This window comes from Arthrobacter sp. BK1 (genome assembly GCF_056680055.1).
The window spans coordinates 4,118,926-4,134,540 of the sequence record NZ_CM155263.1; the positions used below are offsets into that span (position 1 = coordinate 4,118,926).

General features: G+C 65.6%; 11 protein-coding genes and 1 riboswitch. Of the genes, 9 read left to right on the forward strand and 2 right to left on the reverse strand.

Annotated features, from left to right (window positions below; all coding sequences use genetic code 11):
- Positions 1-18: 18 nt before the first annotated feature.
- The gene (locus AC1MCA_RS18880; RefSeq protein WP_479799843.1) at positions 19-1,089 is read left to right on the forward strand and encodes a glycerophosphodiester phosphodiesterase; all 1,071 of its coding nucleotides are present in this window, start codon (positions 19-21) and stop codon (positions 1,087-1,089) included.
- A gap of 65 nt (positions 1,090-1,154) precedes the next feature.
- Here the strand turns inward: AC1MCA_RS18880 and AC1MCA_RS18885 are convergent, their stop codons facing one another.
- On the reverse strand, positions 1,155-2,192 hold the full coding sequence (locus AC1MCA_RS18885) for an endonuclease/exonuclease/phosphatase family protein (RefSeq protein ID WP_479799844.1): 1,038 nt from the start codon (positions 2,190-2,192) through the stop codon (positions 1,155-1,157).
- A 382-nt stretch (positions 2,193-2,574) separates the two neighbouring features.
- On the opposite strand from AC1MCA_RS18885, the gene ileS reads away from it, so the two are divergent.
- Genes ileS through ndk form a run of 4 tightly spaced genes read left to right on the forward strand, consistent with a single transcriptional unit; the run spans position 2,575 to position 8,163 of the window.
- Positions 2,575-5,895 carry an isoleucine--tRNA ligase gene (gene ileS, locus AC1MCA_RS18890; RefSeq protein WP_479799846.1) on the forward strand — a complete coding sequence of 1,107 codons (3,321 nt, stop codon included), beginning with the start codon at positions 2,575-2,577 and terminating at the stop codon, positions 5,893-5,895.
- Positions 5,896-5,898: 3 nt separating this feature from the next.
- The gene (locus AC1MCA_RS18895; RefSeq protein WP_479799847.1) at positions 5,899-7,257 is read left to right on the forward strand and encodes a bifunctional folylpolyglutamate synthase/dihydrofolate synthase; all 1,359 of its coding nucleotides are present in this window, start codon (positions 5,899-5,901) and stop codon (positions 7,255-7,257) included.
- Positions 7,258-7,259: 2 nt separating this feature from the next.
- Entirely contained in the window at positions 7,260-7,706 is a 447-nt protein-coding gene (locus tag AC1MCA_RS18900) for a DUF4233 domain-containing protein (RefSeq protein WP_479799848.1), read from the forward strand.
- A gap of 37 nt (positions 7,707-7,743) precedes the next feature.
- A complete protein-coding gene (ndk, locus tag AC1MCA_RS18905; protein ID WP_108599035.1) occupies positions 7,744-8,163 on the forward strand; it encodes a nucleoside-diphosphate kinase in 420 nt (139 codons plus the stop codon).
- Between the two features lie 116 nt (positions 8,164-8,279).
- Here ndk and AC1MCA_RS18910 read toward each other — a convergent pair whose 3' ends face one another.
- The gene (locus tag AC1MCA_RS18910; RefSeq protein ID WP_479799849.1) at positions 8,280-8,957 is read right to left on the reverse strand and encodes a vitamin K epoxide reductase family protein; all 678 of its coding nucleotides are present in this window, start codon (positions 8,955-8,957) and stop codon (positions 8,280-8,282) included.
- A 447-nt stretch (positions 8,958-9,404) separates the two neighbouring features.
- Here AC1MCA_RS18910 and AC1MCA_RS18915 point away from each other — a divergent pair, with 447 nt between their 5' ends.
- The 4 genes from AC1MCA_RS18915 to rpmA all read left to right on the forward strand — a co-directional run bounded on the left by AC1MCA_RS18915 (position 9,405) and on the right by rpmA (position 15,614).
- A complete protein-coding gene (locus tag AC1MCA_RS18915; protein WP_479799850.1) occupies positions 9,405-12,875 on the forward strand; it encodes an Rne/Rng family ribonuclease in 3,471 nt (1,156 codons plus the stop codon).
- A gap of 141 nt (positions 12,876-13,016) precedes the next feature.
- A riboswitch (TPP riboswitch) is annotated at positions 13,017-13,114 on the forward strand.
- 116 nt (positions 13,115-13,230) lie between these two features.
- Positions 13,231-14,709 (forward strand): bifunctional hydroxymethylpyrimidine kinase/phosphomethylpyrimidine kinase, encoded by a 1,479-nt coding sequence (thiD, locus tag AC1MCA_RS18920; RefSeq protein WP_479803456.1) that lies wholly within the window; start codon positions 13,231-13,233, stop codon positions 14,707-14,709.
- A 272-nt stretch (positions 14,710-14,981) separates the two neighbouring features.
- Complete coding sequence (gene rplU / locus AC1MCA_RS18925) at positions 14,982-15,290, forward strand: 50S ribosomal protein L21 (RefSeq protein ID WP_108600109.1); 309 nt, start codon at positions 14,982-14,984, stop codon at positions 15,288-15,290.
- A gap of 60 nt (positions 15,291-15,350) precedes the next feature.
- Positions 15,351-15,614, forward strand: a complete 264-nt coding sequence (gene rpmA, locus AC1MCA_RS18930; protein WP_009372867.1) for a 50S ribosomal protein L27 — start codon at positions 15,351-15,353, stop codon at positions 15,612-15,614.
- Position 15,615: the final 1 nt, after the last annotated feature.

Sequence of the window (15,615 nt, forward strand, 5' to 3'; positions counted from 1 at the left end):
CAGAGTGGAGAACACCACATGCACACCCCGACGAAGCTAGGCGCTGCCGTACTGAGCGCAGCGCTGCTGCTCGCCATCCCCTCCCACGCCATGGCTGCGGACACCAACCCCCAGGGCGGAGACAACCATTTCGACCTCCAGGCCCACCGGGGCGGAATAGGGCTCACGGTCGAGTCCACCCTGCCGGCCTTCGCCAAGGCCCTGGAAACCGGCGTCACCACCCTGGAACTTGATCTCCAGATCACCAAGGACGGGCGCGAAGTCATCACGCACGACCGCAGGATCAGCGACAAGAAGTGCGCCGACACCGCCCCGGTCACGCCGGGGGACCCGCTGTTCCCGTACGTTGGAAAGTACATCAAGGACCTCACGTTCGACCAGGTCCGGAGCCTCGATTGCGGAACGCGCACACTGCCGCAGTTCCCTGGCCAGCAGGCCGCGCCCGGCGCGAAAATGCCCACCCTGGCAGAGCTTTTTGCCCTCGTGGATTCCTACCGCGCCAGCCAGGTGAAATTCAACATCGAAACCAAGGTCGAGGCCGGGGCGCCGGAGCAGACAGCACCGCGTGAACAGTTCGTGGACGTCGCGCTGCGGGAGATCAAGGCCGCGAACATGCAGCACCGCGTGACCATCCAGAGCTTTGACTGGGGTTCGCTCCGCCTCGTGCAGCAACGTGACCCGCAGATCCGCACTGTTGCTCTGACCAACAAGGACTTCCTGCAGGCCGGCCAGCCGGGCAGTTCGCCATGGCTCGGTGGCATTGACTCCGACGATTTCGGCGGCGACCTCGTCAACGCGGCGCACCACCTCGGTTTCGACGCGATCTCGCCGGTGCACGGCACCCCGCAGAACGGCACCGTCTTGGACGCCAATTACGTTCCGTACGTCAACGCAGACATGGTGGAGCGCGCCCACGCGGCCGGAATGCAGATCATCCCCTGGACGGTGGACGACAAGCCCACCATGAGGTCCCTGATTGCCACCGGCGTTGACGGAATCATCACCGACTATCCGGACCGTCTCCGCGATGTCATGGATGAGACCGGCATGAAGCTTCCGCAGAGCTTCCAGGCAGTTCCCGGGCACTGATCCCGCAACGGGTTCAATCAACGGATTGAATGAAGGGCGGGGCGCCTTGGGCGTCCGCCCTTCTGTCACTGCCGGACTTGGGCCGTTGCCGGAAGGCTCAGCGTGGCCATCACGGCGGCGTGGTCTGTTCCGGCAACCCGTTGGACCCTGTAGTCCGTGCTGTCCAGCCCGCTGCTGATGACCAGGTGGTCGATGGCTATGCCGGGAAGCTGCTGCCCGTCCATGGGCCAGGTGGGCACCAGCCGTGATCCGGAGGCCGCTCCAACGTCCACCAGTGCCGCAGCCTCCCCGTCACGTCCTTGACCCCGGGCCAGGAGTGCCCTGAATTCCGCGTGGTCGTAGGTTGCGTTGAAATCGCCGGCGAGGAGCCGCGCGCCGGGGCGGTCCGCAACCCGGCCCACGGCTGCCAGATCGCTTCGCCACTGGTTCAGATGGTCCTCCACGGGCGGAAAAACGTGAACACTCGTTACCTCCAGGACGGCCACCGTCCCGTTCGCTTCCGCTGTCAGCCGGACCGTTGGAATCCTGAACGGCGTGTCGGGGACACTGCCAACGGCCTCCATTGGATGCCGCGAATAGAGGGCGCTGCCGGTTGCGCCGTTGGATGGCTGGCTGATGCGCTGCGGCAGCAACGCGTCCAGGCCGGCAGCGGAAAGCTTCTCCTGGAGCCCCTGCGTGAACTCCTGCATCGCGAGCAGCGAGACGTCGTTGTCCCGGACCAGGGCCACGATCTGGCCGGCGTCGGCCTGGCCCAGTTCTGCATTGAGGTTCATGACGGTCAGCGGCACCTTGGTGCCGGTGGCCGCGGCTGCGGGACGGCCGGTGTCCAGGGGGAAGAGCCAGAACGCCTGGCACACCAGAAGGACAACTGCCACACCCTGCTGCCACCGGCTACGTCCCAGAAAGGCCAGGAGCAGCGCTGCCGTGGCGGGCACCGCCAGCCACGGGGTGAAGGACACCAGTTGCACCACAAGAACGGGCCACTGCGCCGGAACGGCCCGGAAGACCGACAAAGCAACCACTGGTGCGCTGACGAGGAGCCACAGCCACCTGAACCACGTGGCTCCTGGCGCTTTTGCTGACCCGCGGCCGGAGAGTGTCATGACTTTGAGTCTATTCACTGCCGGACGCCTTGGAGCCCGCGCCCCTTTTCCTGGCCGCGTTCGAAGAATGGCGGTGGGAAGCCCGGCAATAGTAGACTCAGAGGCGGCGAGGACCCGGCTATCACCGGTGAGCTTCCGGAAGAACGCATCAACTGCCAGTGATCTGGCCGGCGGTGTCAGTAGAACCGGACGGGTAAGCCCGTCACAGCAGTAATGAGCGGCCGGTTGGCAGTTTTCCGCAGGGAGGGCTGACACCCGGTAAGTGAGGTGGTACCGCGGTAAGGGTGCAGTCCCCGGACTGGACACAAGCCGTCCTCGCATCCTGAACGGAACCGGCCAGCCGCTGCTGGACGGTTCACCAGCTCAACCCAGGATGTCGAGAATGACGAATTACCCCAAGGCCACTGCTTCCCCGTCGGCAACGCCCGGTTCCGGCGTCTCTGCCTCCGTGAAGTTTCCGGAGATCGAAGAGCGCATCCTGAAGTACTGGGAGCAGGACGGCACCTTCCAGGCCAGCATCGACCAGCGCAGCGCCGATGCTCCCGGGGGAGCCCCCGGCAGCAACGAGTTCGTCTTCTACGACGGCCCGCCCTTCGCCAACGGCCTGCCCCACTACGGCCACCTCCTGACCGGCTACGCCAAGGACCTGGTGGGCCGCTACCAGACCCAGCGCGGCAAGCGGGTGGAACGGCGTTTCGGCTGGGACACGCACGGCCTCCCCGCCGAGCTGGAAGCCATGAAGCAGCTGGGGATGACGGACAAGACCCAGATCGAGGCCATGGGCATCGACAAGTTCAACGATGCCTGCCGCGCCTCGGTGATGAAATATGCCGATGAGTGGAAGAACTATGTCACCCGCCAGGCCCGCTGGGTTGACTTCGATAACGACTACAAGACCCTCAATGTGGAGTACATGGAGTCCGTGCTCTGGGCGTTCAAGCAGCTGCACGAAAAGGGCCTGACCTACAACGGCTACCGCGTGCTGCCGTACTGCTGGAAAGACGAAACACCGCTGTCCAACCATGAACTGCGCATGGATGACGACGTCTACAAGAACCGCCAGGACCAGACCGTCACGGTCACATTCCCCATCACGGCAGGGGACTCGGAGCTTTCGAAGCAACTGGCCGGCGTGCAGGCGCTCGCCTGGACCACCACCCCCTGGACCCTGCCCACCAACCTGGCGCTCGCCGTCGGGCCTTCCATTACGTACGCCGTGGTGCCCGCCGGACCCAACGGCATCAAGGCCGCCTCAGCGGACGCACCCGTTACGGGAACCTTCCTCCTGGCCGCGGACCTGCTCGCCGCCTACGCCAAGGACCTTGGCTACGACGACGCCGAATCCGCAGAAGGAGCCGTCGTTTCCACCCACCTCGGCTCAGACCTGGAAGGGCTGCAGTACCAGCCGCTGTGGAGCGATTTCAGCGACACCGTGAAATACGGCACCCAGAATGCCTGGCGTATCCTGGTAGCCGATTACGTGACCACCACGGACGGTACCGGCCTGGTCCACCAGGCTCCCGCATACGGCGAGGATGACCAGAAGGTCTGTGAAGAGGCCGGCATCCCCGTGGTGCTTTCCGTGGACGAAGGCGCCAAATTCCTGCCGCTGTTCAAGCACGGGGACCTGCACGACATCGCGGGCCTCCAGGTCTTCGAGGCCAACAAGCCCATCACCCAGGTGCTGCGGGCCCAGGGCCGCCTGGTGCGCCAGGCCAGCTACGAGCACAGCTACCCGCACTGCTGGCGCTGCCGCAACCCGCTGATCTACCGCGCGGTCTCCTCCTGGTACGTGGAGGTCACCAAGTTCAAGGACCGGATGTCCGAGCTGAACCAGGAGATCAACTGGATCCCGGGCAACGTCAAGGACGGACAGTTCGGCAAGTGGCTGGCAAACGCCCGCGACTGGTCCATCAGCCGCAACCGCTACTGGGGCAGCCCCATCCCGGTGTGGCAGTCCAGCGATCCGGAATTCCCGCGCACGGACGTCTATGGCTCCCTCGCAGAGATCGAGGCCGATTTCGGCCGCCTGCCGCTGAACAACGACGGCCAGGTTGACCTGCACCGCCCGTTCATCGACGAACTGACCCGGCCCAACCCCGATGACCCCCGAACGCCTGAAGAGGGCCAGTCCGTGATGCGCCGCGTCGAGGACGTCCTGGACGTCTGGTTCGATTCCGGCTCCATGCCGTATGGCCAGGTGCATTACCCGTTCCAGAACGAAGCCTGGTTCGATACCCACAACCCGGCCGACTTCATCGTGGAGTACATCGGCCAGACCCGTGGCTGGTTCTACATGCTGCACATCCTGTCCACCGCACTGTTTGACCGGCCTGCGTTCCGCAACGTCATCAGCCACGGCATCGTGCTGGGCTCCGACGGGCAGAAGATGTCCAAGAGCCTGCGGAACTACCCGGACGTCTCGGAGGTGCTGGACCGCGACGGTTCGGATGCCATGCGCTGGTTCCTGATGTCCAGCCCCATCCTGCGCGGGGGCAACCTGGTGGTCACCGAACAGGGAATCCGCGACGGCGTCCGCCAGGTCATCCTCCCGCTGTGGAACGTTTACAGCTTCTTTACGCTCTACACGAACGCCGCTGACGGCGGCCAGGGCTACGACGCCCGGCTCCGCTACGACGGCTACTCCGACACGCTGGACCAGTACCTCCTGGCCAACACCGGGGACCTGGTCCGAAACATGACCGCCCAGCTGGACAGCTACGACATCTCCGGTGCCTGCGACGAACTCCGCAGCTACCTCGACATGCTCACCAACTGGTACGTCCGGCGCAGCCGCCAGCGCTTCTTCGACGAGAGTGTTGACGCCTTCGATGCCCTTTACACAGCGTTGGAGACCGTCTCCCGCGTGGCTGCCTCACTGTTGCCGCTGGTTTCCGAAGAGATCTGGCGCAGCCTCACCGGCGGCCGGTCCGTGCACCTGGCCGACTGGCCGGAGGCTGGCTTGTTCCCCTCCAACCCGGCGCTGGTGGAAGCCATGGACCGCGTCCAGCAGATCTGCTCCACCGGCTCCTCGCTCCGCAAGGCCGCCAACCTGCGCGTCCGCCTCCCGCTGCAGGAACTGACAGTCGTGGCACCCGGCGCGGATTCGCTGGGAGGCTTCGCCGCCGTCGTCGCCGACGAACTGAACATCCGTTCAGTCCGCCTGCTCGACGCCGAAAGCGCCTCCCCGGAGGAGTTCGGGATCGAGCAGAAGCTGGTGGTCAACGCCCGCGCTGCGGGCCCGCGCCTGGGCAAGAACGTCCAGCAGGCCATCAAGGGATCCAAATCCGGCGACTGGTCAGTCTCCGACGCCGGCGTGGTCACCGCCGGGGGACTGGAACTGGAACCCCAGGAGTACACGCTGGAGACCGTGGTGGCGGAAGCCGCCGAGGGTGCCGGCTCACGGGCAGCTGCAGTGCTGCCCGGCGGCGGCTTCGTGGTGCTCAACACCGAAGTCACGCCGGAACTTGAGGCCGAAGGGACGGCACGCGATATGGTCCGCGCCATCCAGCAGGCCCGCAAGGATGCCGGACTGAACGTCAGCGACCGTATCCGGACCACCGTCACGGCAGGGCAGCAGGTCCTTGATGCCCTGCTGGCCAACGCCGGGCTGGTCAAAACCGAAACCCTGACCCTGGAGCTGGACACCGTGCCGGCCGAATCAGGCGAACCGCGCATCACAGTCGAAAAAACAGAGGCCTAGGATATGACCGACGAATTCTCCGTGGAAAGTGTCTACGCCGAGCTGCTGGGCCGCGCTCCGGAAAACAAGATGGAGCCACGCCTTGCGCCGCTGTTCCGTGCCATGGATGTCCTGGGAGAGCCCAACAAGGCCTTCCCGATCATCCACGTGACCGGCACCAACGGCAAGACCTCCACCGCCCGGATGATCGAAGCCGGGCTGCGTGCCCACGGCCTGAGCACCGGCCGCTACACCAGCCCGCACCTGTCCAAGGTCACCGAACGGATCAGCATTGACGGCCACCCTGTGTCGGATGAGACGTTCGTCCGTATCTGGGATGAGATCCGCCCCTACCTGCAGATCGTCGACGACGAACTCACCGCAGCCGGCGAGCCCCGGCTCACGTACTTCGAATGCCTGACCATCCTGGGCTTCGCAGTGTTCGCCGACCAGCCCGTCAACGTCGCCGTCATCGAGGTGGGCCTGGGCGGGATTACGGACGCCACCAACGTCGGGGACGGCCAGGTGTCAGTGATCACCCCCATCTCCCTGGACCATACGGACCTGCTCGGCGACACCACCGAGGACATCGCCTACGAGAAGGCCGGGATCATCAAACCCGGCGGTTTCCTGATCAGTGCGGCCCAGCCCGTGGACGCTGCACAGGTGCTGCTGGAAAAGGCCAAGGAAGTCTCCGTGCCCTTCAGGTTTGAAGGAGTGGAGTTCGGCGTCGAATCCCGGACTGTCGCCGTGGGCGGACAGGTGGTCAGCATCCAGGGCATCGCCGGCCGGTATCCGGAACTGCTGCTGCCGCTGCACGGAGCGCACCAGGCCCAGAACGCGGCCGTTGCCGTGGCTGCACTCGAGGCATTCTTCGGCGGCGAAAAGGAACTCGACGCCGAAGTCCTGCAGGAAGCCTTCGCGGCTGTGACCTCGCCGGGCCGGCTGGAAGTGGTCCGGACGGCGCCCACCATCATCGTGGACGCCGCCCACAACCCCGACGGAATCCGGGTCTCGGCCGAAGCGATCCAGGAGGCCTTCAGCTTCACCCGGCTGGTGCCGGTGGTTGGGGTGCTCAAGGAGAAGGACGCCGAAGAAATCCTGCGCCAGCTCAAGGAATCCCTCGGTGAGATTGCGGAGGAATACTGCTTCACCCAGTCCAACTCGCCGCGTGCAGTACCGGCAGCCGAGCTGGCTGAACTTGCAGTGGAGATGGGTTTCGGCGAGGACAACATCCACATCGCCGAAAAGCTCGACGACGCCCTCGAATGGGCCGTGGAACGCGCCGAAGCCAATGACGACCTTTCCGGTGGTGTCCTGGTGACGGGGTCCATCACCCTGGTGGCCGAGGCACGGATCCTGCTCGGAAAGACGGAGGCCTAGCGATGGCCAGACTGACCAAGGCCCAGCGGGAATGGCGCCCCGGGATGCCCAAGAAGCGCCGGTCCACGAAAGTAATGTTCGCCTCCACCGTCCTGCTGCTCGAGGCGTTCGTGGTGTTTTTCGCCACCCTGGCCGTTTTCGGACTCAAGCGCGGGGAGTTTCCGCCGGCTCTGATCCTGGGCACCGGAATCGCCCTTAGCCTGGTCATGATCTTCGCGTGTGCGGTGCTGTCCAGGCCGTGGGGTGTGGGGCTGGGCTGGATCCTGCAGATCGTGCTGATCCTGACCGGGATTGTTGAACCCATGATGTTCCTGGTGGGCGCCCTGTTCGCCCTTGCCTGGTGGTACGGGATCAGGACCGGCATCCGGATCGACTCCGAGTCCGCGCAGCGCGACCGCGACCAGGCCGAATGGAACGCGGCGCACGGGGACTCCCCGCAAGCCTCGTAGAATTGTCCCGAAACCCCACCAACGCATTGGAGCAGTTGTGAGCATTGAGCGCACCCTAGTTTTGATCAAGCCCGACGGCGTGGCCCGCAATCTCAGCGGCGCCATCCTGAGCCGCATTGAGGCAAAGGGCTACACCCTCGCCGAGCTGAAGAAGGTTGAGGCCAGCCGCGAGCTTCTGGAGCAGCACTACGAGGAGCACGTGGGCAAGCCGTTCTACGAGCCGCTCGTGGAGTTCATGCTCAGCGGGCCGGTAGTGGCAGCGATCTTCGAGGGCCACCGCGTCATTGAAGGCTTCCGCTCCCTCGCCGGAACCACCGATCCCACCACTGCCGCCCCGGGAACCATCCGCGGCGACTTCGGCCGCGACTGGGGACTGAAGGTCCAGCAGAACCTGGTGCACGGCTCGGATTCGGTGGACTCAGCCGAGCGCGAGATCAAGATCTGGTTCCAGGGCTAGGCAACGCGGGGTCATTTAAAGCCCATTCCAAGCCGTTTATCGGGCGTTAAATGACCCCGCCCTGCACACAAAAGAGCCCCCGTTTCGTCGGAAACGGGGGCTCTTTTGTGCGTCTGCTAGAAACCGGACGTACCCGCGAACACCTGGATGAAGGCGAAGAAGATCGTGGCGATCACTGCCACGTAAAGCAACGCCGTGATGATCCAGCCCGAGTCGCCGAGGAGGCGCGCCACGCCGGCCGGGACCGGGATGACACCATGGGTGACGTTCCGGATGGTCACCCAGACGAACAGCGGGATCATTGCGGCCCAGACGATCATGCAGAACGGGCACAGGATATGGATCGAGTACAGTGCCTGGGACCACAGCCACACCACAAAGGCGAAGCCCAGGGTGACACCGGCCTGGAGCCCGAGCCAGTACCAGCGGGCGAAGGTGGCCCCGGACAGCAGGGCCGTACCGACGGCGAGTGTGACGGCGAAAGCCACAATGCCTATGAACATGTTGGGGAAGCCGAACACGGAGCTCTGCCAGGTCTGCATCACCTGGCCGCAGGAGATCCACGGGTTGACGTCGCACACTGTGGTGTGGTTGGGATCCTTGAGGACCTCGAGCTTCTCCAGGACCAGGGTCCCGGATGCCAGCCAGCCGATCAGGCTGGTGATGACCATGAGCCAGCCGAGGGGCCGGTTACGGGTCATGGGCGGAACGGCTGCTGAGGTCACAGGATCCGGGCCTGCCATGAGTTCGGCTGCGGGGCTGCCGGTGCCTGTGGCGGGGGAGATGCTGGGCATGGTTCGTGGCGTCCTTTGCGTCGGGTGCTCCTTGCCTGATTGTAACGCCGCGGGCTGGGGACAGCATTCAGCCTGGGGGACGTGCGATCCAGGTCCGGGCTTCCGCCGTCTTTCAGCCCGGGTGTGAGAGAATGAACGTGGCTGGAGGCCGACCCACATTCGGACTCCGGTCCGGTGGCTTGTTCCCAAGACCGCCAATGACGAGCAGGGCAGGCTTTGGATTCTCTGATCCGGCTTCCCGCGTCCCATTGGTCGGCACCTGGTTGTGGCATGTAGAACAACGGGTTTCAGGACACAGCCAACGGCTCCCACGGGCTGCCGCACCCCACTGCCGGTGCGAACCTGAGAGTATCCATTTGACTTCTGTTAACGCCTGCGGGTTTTGACAATATGTGCCCCAATGGGTGCCGGATGTGGCGGTACGTCAGGGGCAGGAGTGTTGCCACTATGGAAAACGAACAAGTACCAGCCGTTAATGACGAAGCAGCAGTGGCTGAAGCCGTTGAAGCGCCGAAGAAGGCCACCCGGACCCGCCGCAAAGCAGCACCCAAGGCTGCCGCCGCAATGGACGCCGGTGCCGCAACCGAGGCAGAGGCAGCACTGCCCGGCACGGCTGACGCACTGACTCTGACCGGCGACGCCGCAGCCGCTGCGCCGGTAGCCAAGGCACCCGTCCGCCGGACACGCGCACGCAAGGCAGCCGAGCCGGCAGAACCGCTGCCCGCCTTCGCCGCCGAGGCCACGGAAACACCCGCTGCAGCAGAGCCTGCTGCCGTGGAGGCTGCCGCCGCGGTTCAGGGTGAAGAGATGGCCGTCGACACGAAACCTGTCCGGCGCCGCCGCGTTGCCACCCGCAAGGCCGCAGCCCCTGAGACTGTTGAGCTGGAAACTGACGCAGCCCCTGAGACTGTTGAGCTGGAAACTGCCGCAGCCCCTGAAACTGCTGCTGCCCCGGAGGCCGCTGCTGTTTCCGAGGCCGACGCAGCACCCGGACCTGAGGCAGCCCCTGACGTTCCGGAAAAGCCGGCTGTACCGGCGCCGGTACAGCCGGAAGCAGCCGTCCAGGAGACAGCTGCCCCGGCGACGGAACCCGCCCGCGCCGAGGCGGCCAGTCCCTTCGGTTCACTTTTCCTGGAACCGGGCTCGTCCACGTCAGTGCTTTTCCAGGCGCCTGACCTGAGCACCGTGGTGCGCCCCGCTCCGGCCGCCGTTGCCGCTGCAGCTGAGCCTGAAGAGGACGACGCCGAGGACGGCGAAGCGGACGACGCCAACGGCCGCCGCAGGCGCCGCAGCCGTGGCCGCCGCGGACGCAGCCGCACCGACGAAACCGAAAACGACGCCGAAGCTGCCGAAGGCGGCCAGGACGGCGCCGCCGAAGACGACGAAGAGTCAGCAGGCCAGGCCGAAGAGGGCGTGACGTCCCGCCGTCGCCGCCGCCGCCGCCGTGGTGACCAGGACCTGGAACTGACCGGCGGGGAAGGCGACGATCCCCCCAACACGGTGACGCGTGTCCGCGCACCGCGTGCCGCCACCGAAGCTCCGGTCAATAACCGCGTGACGTCCGTCAAGGGCTCCACCAGGCTCGAAGCGAAGAAGCAGCGCCGGCGTGAATCCCGCGATACCGGCCGCCGCCGAACGGTGATCACCGAGGCCGAGTTCCTGGCCCGGCGTGAATCCGTTGACCGGCAGATGATCGTCCGCCAGCGCGATGACAGAATCCAGATCGCAGTCCTTGAGGACGGCGTCCTGGCCGAACACTTTGTCTCCAAGACCCAGCAGGACTCCCTGATCGGCAACGTTTACCTCGGCAAGGTGCAGAACGTGCTGCCTTCCATGGAAGCGGCGTTCGTTGACATCGGACGAGGCCGCAACGCCGTCCTCTACGCGGGCGAAGTGAACTGGGACGCCGTCAACCTCGAAGGCAAGCAGCGCCGGATCGAAAACGCCCTCAAATCAGGCGATACCGTCCTGGTCCAGGTCACCAAGGACCCCGTAGGCCACAAGGGCGCCCGCCTGACCAGCCAGATCTCCCTGCCCGGCCGCTACCTCGTGTACGTGCCCGGCGGCTCCATGACCGGCATCTCCCGCAAGCTGCCCGACGTCGAACGCAACCGCCTCAAGCGCATCCTCAAGGACCGCCTCCCGGAGCACGCCGGCGTGATCGTGCGCACGGCTGCCGAAGGCGCCTCCGAAGAGGAGCTCACGCATGACATCAACCGTCTGCGGGCCCAGTGGGAGGGCATCGAAAGCCAGTCCACCTCCACGAAGATCCTCGCCCCGGAGCTCCTCTACGGCGAACCTGACCTCACCATCAAGGTTGTCCGCGACGTCTTCAACGAGGACTTCTCCAAGCTGATCGTCTCCGGCGAAGAAGCCTGGGACACCATCGAGGCCTACGTCACCTACGTTGCCCCGGATCTGGTGGGCCGCCTGGAAAAGTGGACCAAGGACCAGGACATCTTCGCTGCCTGGCGGATCGACGAACAGATCCACAAGGCACTCGAACGCAAGGTTTTCCTGCCGTCCGGCGGGTCCCTGGTCATCGACCGGACCGAAGCCATGACCGTGGTGGACGTCAACACCGGCAAATTTACCGGCAGCGGCGGCAACCTCGAGGAGACAGTCACCAAGAACAACCTCGAAGCAGCCGAGGAAGTGGTCCGGCAGCTCCGGCTCCGCGATATCGGCGGCATCATTGTCATCGACTTCATCGACATGGTGCTCGAGTCCAACCGTGATCTGGTGCTGCGGCGCATGGTGGAATGCCTGGGCCGCGACCGCACCAAGCACCAGGTCGCCGAAGTGACATCGCTGGGCCTGGTCCAGATGACGCGCAAACGGATGGGCACGGGGCTCCTGGAGGTCTTCGGGGAGCAGTGCGAAACCTGTGCCGGCCGCGGAATCGTCACCCACGACGACCCCGTGGAACATCGCCGGGCCAATACTGTCGCTGCCGAACACCATGTGCAGCGTGCAGACAGCCACCGCGCGGACGCGCCGCGCACCGATCAGCGCCCTGACCAGCGCATGGATGTGACCCGCGGAGACAGCCAGCCCGGCGGCCGCAACGACCGCAAGCGCCGCCGTGGCCGCGGCGGCCAGCCCCTCGACGTCGCGCCGGCCGCCCCGGTTCAGATCCATACGGTCCACCCTGACCCCAGCGACGCCGAGCGCCACGCCAAGGCGGAGGCCACCAGGGCGGCACTGGCAAACATCGCCGCTGCCGCACATGCTGCACACCTGCACGAAGACGAGGTGGCACAGGCAATCAGCGCCGCAGGCCAGGCTGCCGCAGGGGCACCGGCGAAGGCAACAGCGCCGGCACCTTCACCGGCACCGGCCACGTCACCGGCAGCAGCAACGGCGGAACGGACCGAAACCGACTCTGCCGGACGCCCCGGTGCAGTGCTGACCTTCGGCGGAGAGCAGGTTGTCCTGCCCTTCGTAGAGCACCACGCGGACCACCCGCAGTCGCCTGCCCTGACGCTGGACCGTCTTGCCGAGGCCTTTGCCAATCTGGGGGCGCCGGTTGCCGGGCCTGAAGCCACTGGGCCTGAAGCCACTGGTGCTGAAGCCGCGGCTGCTGAATCCAAGCCGGCAGTCGCAGCACCGGCCGAGACTCTTCCTGCCGCCAGCGAGCCGGCACGCCGGCAGCCCGCCGCGGAGGAGAAGGACTACTCGGACCACACCGCGGACCAGTCACGCAACCGCCGCCCGCGGCGTAACCGCAGTGCCAGCCGAGCCCAGGGCGCAGCCAATGCCACTTCGGTGGAGCATCACGAGGCCGCTCCGGTGGCTGCCACCGGGCACTCCCACGCCGCCAAGGCACCGGAACCCGCCAAGGTTGCCGTTGCTGACAAACCGGCTGCGGAGGCGCCCATCATCCTCGGTGTAGGGGTTCCGGCCTCAGAGCTCTGACCAACCAGGTCCGGGATGCCCGGCCGCGCCTGTTCTTCACAGGCGGGGCCGGGCATCGCGCGTTAACCGGCGGCCCGCGGGATGCAGGCGCTGTCCCATAACGTCACGGAAGGCCGGAGCCTGCGCGAAACGCTAGGCTGAACCACTGACACGGGGTGCCGCGCACAGTGCCGGCTGAGATCCAGACCCGTTGAACCTGTCCGGTTAGCACCGGCGAAGGGATGTCTCCTTGGCTTCTACTCTTGTCCTGTCCCCGGCTGCCGGCGTCTCCGCAGCGGCGCCTTCTCCCGCACCCACCCGGGGCCAAGCACCCACCCCGGCCCAGGCACCGCAAAGCCGGCCCAGGGCCGGCCACGTGCGGCGGGAAATTCCGCGCGTTCTGTCAATCGCGGGCTCTGATCCATCAGGCGGTGCCGGCATCCAGGCGGACCTGAAAAGCATTGCAGCATTCGGCGGCTACGGGATGGCCGCCATCACCGCCCTGACCGCCCAGAACACCCGGGGAGTGCGGGCCGTCCACGTCCCGCCCGCTGCCTTCCTGGCCGAGCAGCTTGAGGCCATCAGTGACGACATCACCATCGACGCCGTCAAGATCGGCATGCTGGGCGAAGCTGAGGTGATAGCGGTGGTTCGTGGGTGGCTCGAAAAAGTCCGCCCCGCCGTCGTCGTCCTGGACCCGGTAATGGTCGCCACCAGCGGGGACAGGCTCCTGAAGGAATCGGCTGAAGATGCCCTGGGGGAACTGCTTCAGCTCGCGGACCTGATCACACCAAACCTGGTGGAACTCGCCCTTCTTCTCGGCGAGCCGCAGGCGCAGGACTGGGAAGAGGCCCTGGGGCAAGGACGCCGGCTATCTGCCGCCACCGGCGCCACCATCCTGGTCAAGGGAGGGCACCTCGACGGCGATACTTGCCCGGACGCCCTGGTCAATGCCGGGGGACTGCTTTCGCAGGAGGTGGTGGAGTTTGCGGGGGAGCGCGTACCCACGCCGAACAGCCACGGCACCGGCTGCTCGCTGTCATCGGCAATGGCTGCCGTGCAGGCCCGGCTGGGCGACTGGGAAGCCTCGCTGCGCCAGGTGAAGCCCTGGCTGGCCGGCGCGCTCCAGGCCTCCGGCCAGCTTGACGTTGGCGGCGGCAACGGCCCGGTCCACCACTTCCACCACCGGAAGCGGGAGCTGGATAAGGGCGAATTCGCTGAACTCCTGCGCGGGGAAGCCGCTCCTGAGCTGGAATCCATCTATGGGCTGGAGTTCATCCGTGACCTCGCGGCCGGCACGCTGGGAGAGGCGCAGTTCACCTACTACCTCGCGCAGGACGCCATCTACCTCAACGGTTACTCACGGGTGCTGGCCCGCGCCAGCGCGCTGGCGCCCACTGAGGCGGCCCAGCTGTTCTGGGCCCGCTCCGCGCAGCAGTGCCTCGAGGTCGAGTCCGAGCTGCACCGGAGCTGGCTCAGTTCCCGCGCAGTGGAGCCGGGCCTGGGGCCGGTCACCAAGTCCTACGTGGACCACCTGCTGGCGGCCTCAACCTCAGGCAGCTACGCCGTGCTGGTGGCTGCTGTCCTTCCGTGCTTCTGGCTGTACGCCGAAGTGGGGCAGACGCTTCACGGGGAGTTCATCGCTGCCGGCGCCCCCGCGTCGCACCCCTACGCCGAATGGCTGCGGACCTACGCAGACGAGGACTTCGCGCAGGCCACCCGGGAGGCCATCGCCATGGCAGACGACGCGGGCCGCAGCGGCTCGGAGGACGAGAGGGCAGCCATGATGGCAGCCTTCGGCCAGTCCTGCCGCTTCGAAGTGGAATTCTTCGACGCGCCACGCCTGCACGCCTGAACGTCAACGGCGGTTCCAGCCGGTACGATAGTCGGGCACGGTTCCTGGTTGTCGGTGCAGTACCTGTTTGTGGGTCCTATCACAGTCAACCGGCCGTAACCAGCCTCATTTGCGGCCGAAGGCAAAATTAGCGTATTCTAGATCTTCGGTGCTTACGCCAACACTTGGGTTACGACCCCACGGCGTTGAGGCACAGCGAGAGCCCAGCCAATTATGGACCCAGGTTCCGCACGCAAATCTAGTAATAAACGTCGAGAGAAGTGAGTTCCCAAGTGGTGTACGCGATTGTCCGCGCAGGCGGCCGGCAAGAGAAGGTCTCCGTTGGAGACTTCGTTACCCTCAACCGCGTCGCCGGTGGAGCTGGCAGCACCATTGAGCTGCCCGTCCTGCTCCTGGTCGACGGTGAGAAGGTCACTGCCGCAGCTGCGGACCTGGCCAAGGTAACTGTCACGGCTGAGATCCTCAATGACCTTCGCGGTCCGAAGATCGTCATCCAGAAGTTCAAGAACAAGACCGGTTACAAGAAGCGCCAGGGTCACCGTCAGGAACTGACCAAGGTCAAGATCACTGGTATCAAGTAACCTTTCGTTACTGTTCAGGTTTTCAGCAGATTCCCCAGAATTTAGAGGCAGGCATTTCAAATGGCACATAAAAAAGGCGCGAGCTCCACTCGCAACGGTCGTGACTCCAACGCCCAGTACCTCGGCGTCAAGCGCTTCGGCGGCCAGGTAGTTTCCGCAGGCGAGATCATCGTCCGCCAGCGCGGCACCCACTTCCACCCGGGCGCCGGCGTAGGCCGTGGCGGCGACGACACCCTGTTCGCACTGACCCCGGGAGCTGTCGAATTCGGCACCCGCCGCGGTCGCCGCGTAGTCAACATCGTTGCTGCTGCAGCCGCAGAGTAAC

Coding starts and splice junctions, on each gene's coding strand:
- AC1MCA_RS18880 (WP_479799843.1), top strand. CDS start 19: ATGCACACCCCGACGAAGCTAGGCGCTGCCGTACTGAGCGCAGCGCTG.
- AC1MCA_RS18885 (WP_479799844.1), bottom strand. CDS start 2,192: ATGACACTCTCCGGCCGCGGGTCAGCAAAAGCGCCAGGAGCCACGTGG.
- ileS (WP_479799846.1), top strand. CDS start 2,575: ATGACGAATTACCCCAAGGCCACTGCTTCCCCGTCGGCAACGCCCGGT.
- AC1MCA_RS18895 (WP_479799847.1), top strand. CDS start 5,899: ATGACCGACGAATTCTCCGTGGAAAGTGTCTACGCCGAGCTGCTGGGC.
- AC1MCA_RS18900 (WP_479799848.1), top strand. CDS start 7,260: ATGGCCAGACTGACCAAGGCCCAGCGGGAATGGCGCCCCGGGATGCCC.
- AC1MCA_RS18910 (WP_479799849.1), bottom strand. CDS start 8,957: ATGCCCAGCATCTCCCCCGCCACAGGCACCGGCAGCCCCGCAGCCGAA.
- AC1MCA_RS18915 (WP_479799850.1), top strand. CDS start 9,405: ATGGAAAACGAACAAGTACCAGCCGTTAATGACGAAGCAGCAGTGGCT.
- rpmA (WP_009372867.1), top strand. CDS start 15,351: ATGGCACATAAAAAAGGCGCGAGCTCCACTCGCAACGGTCGTGACTCC.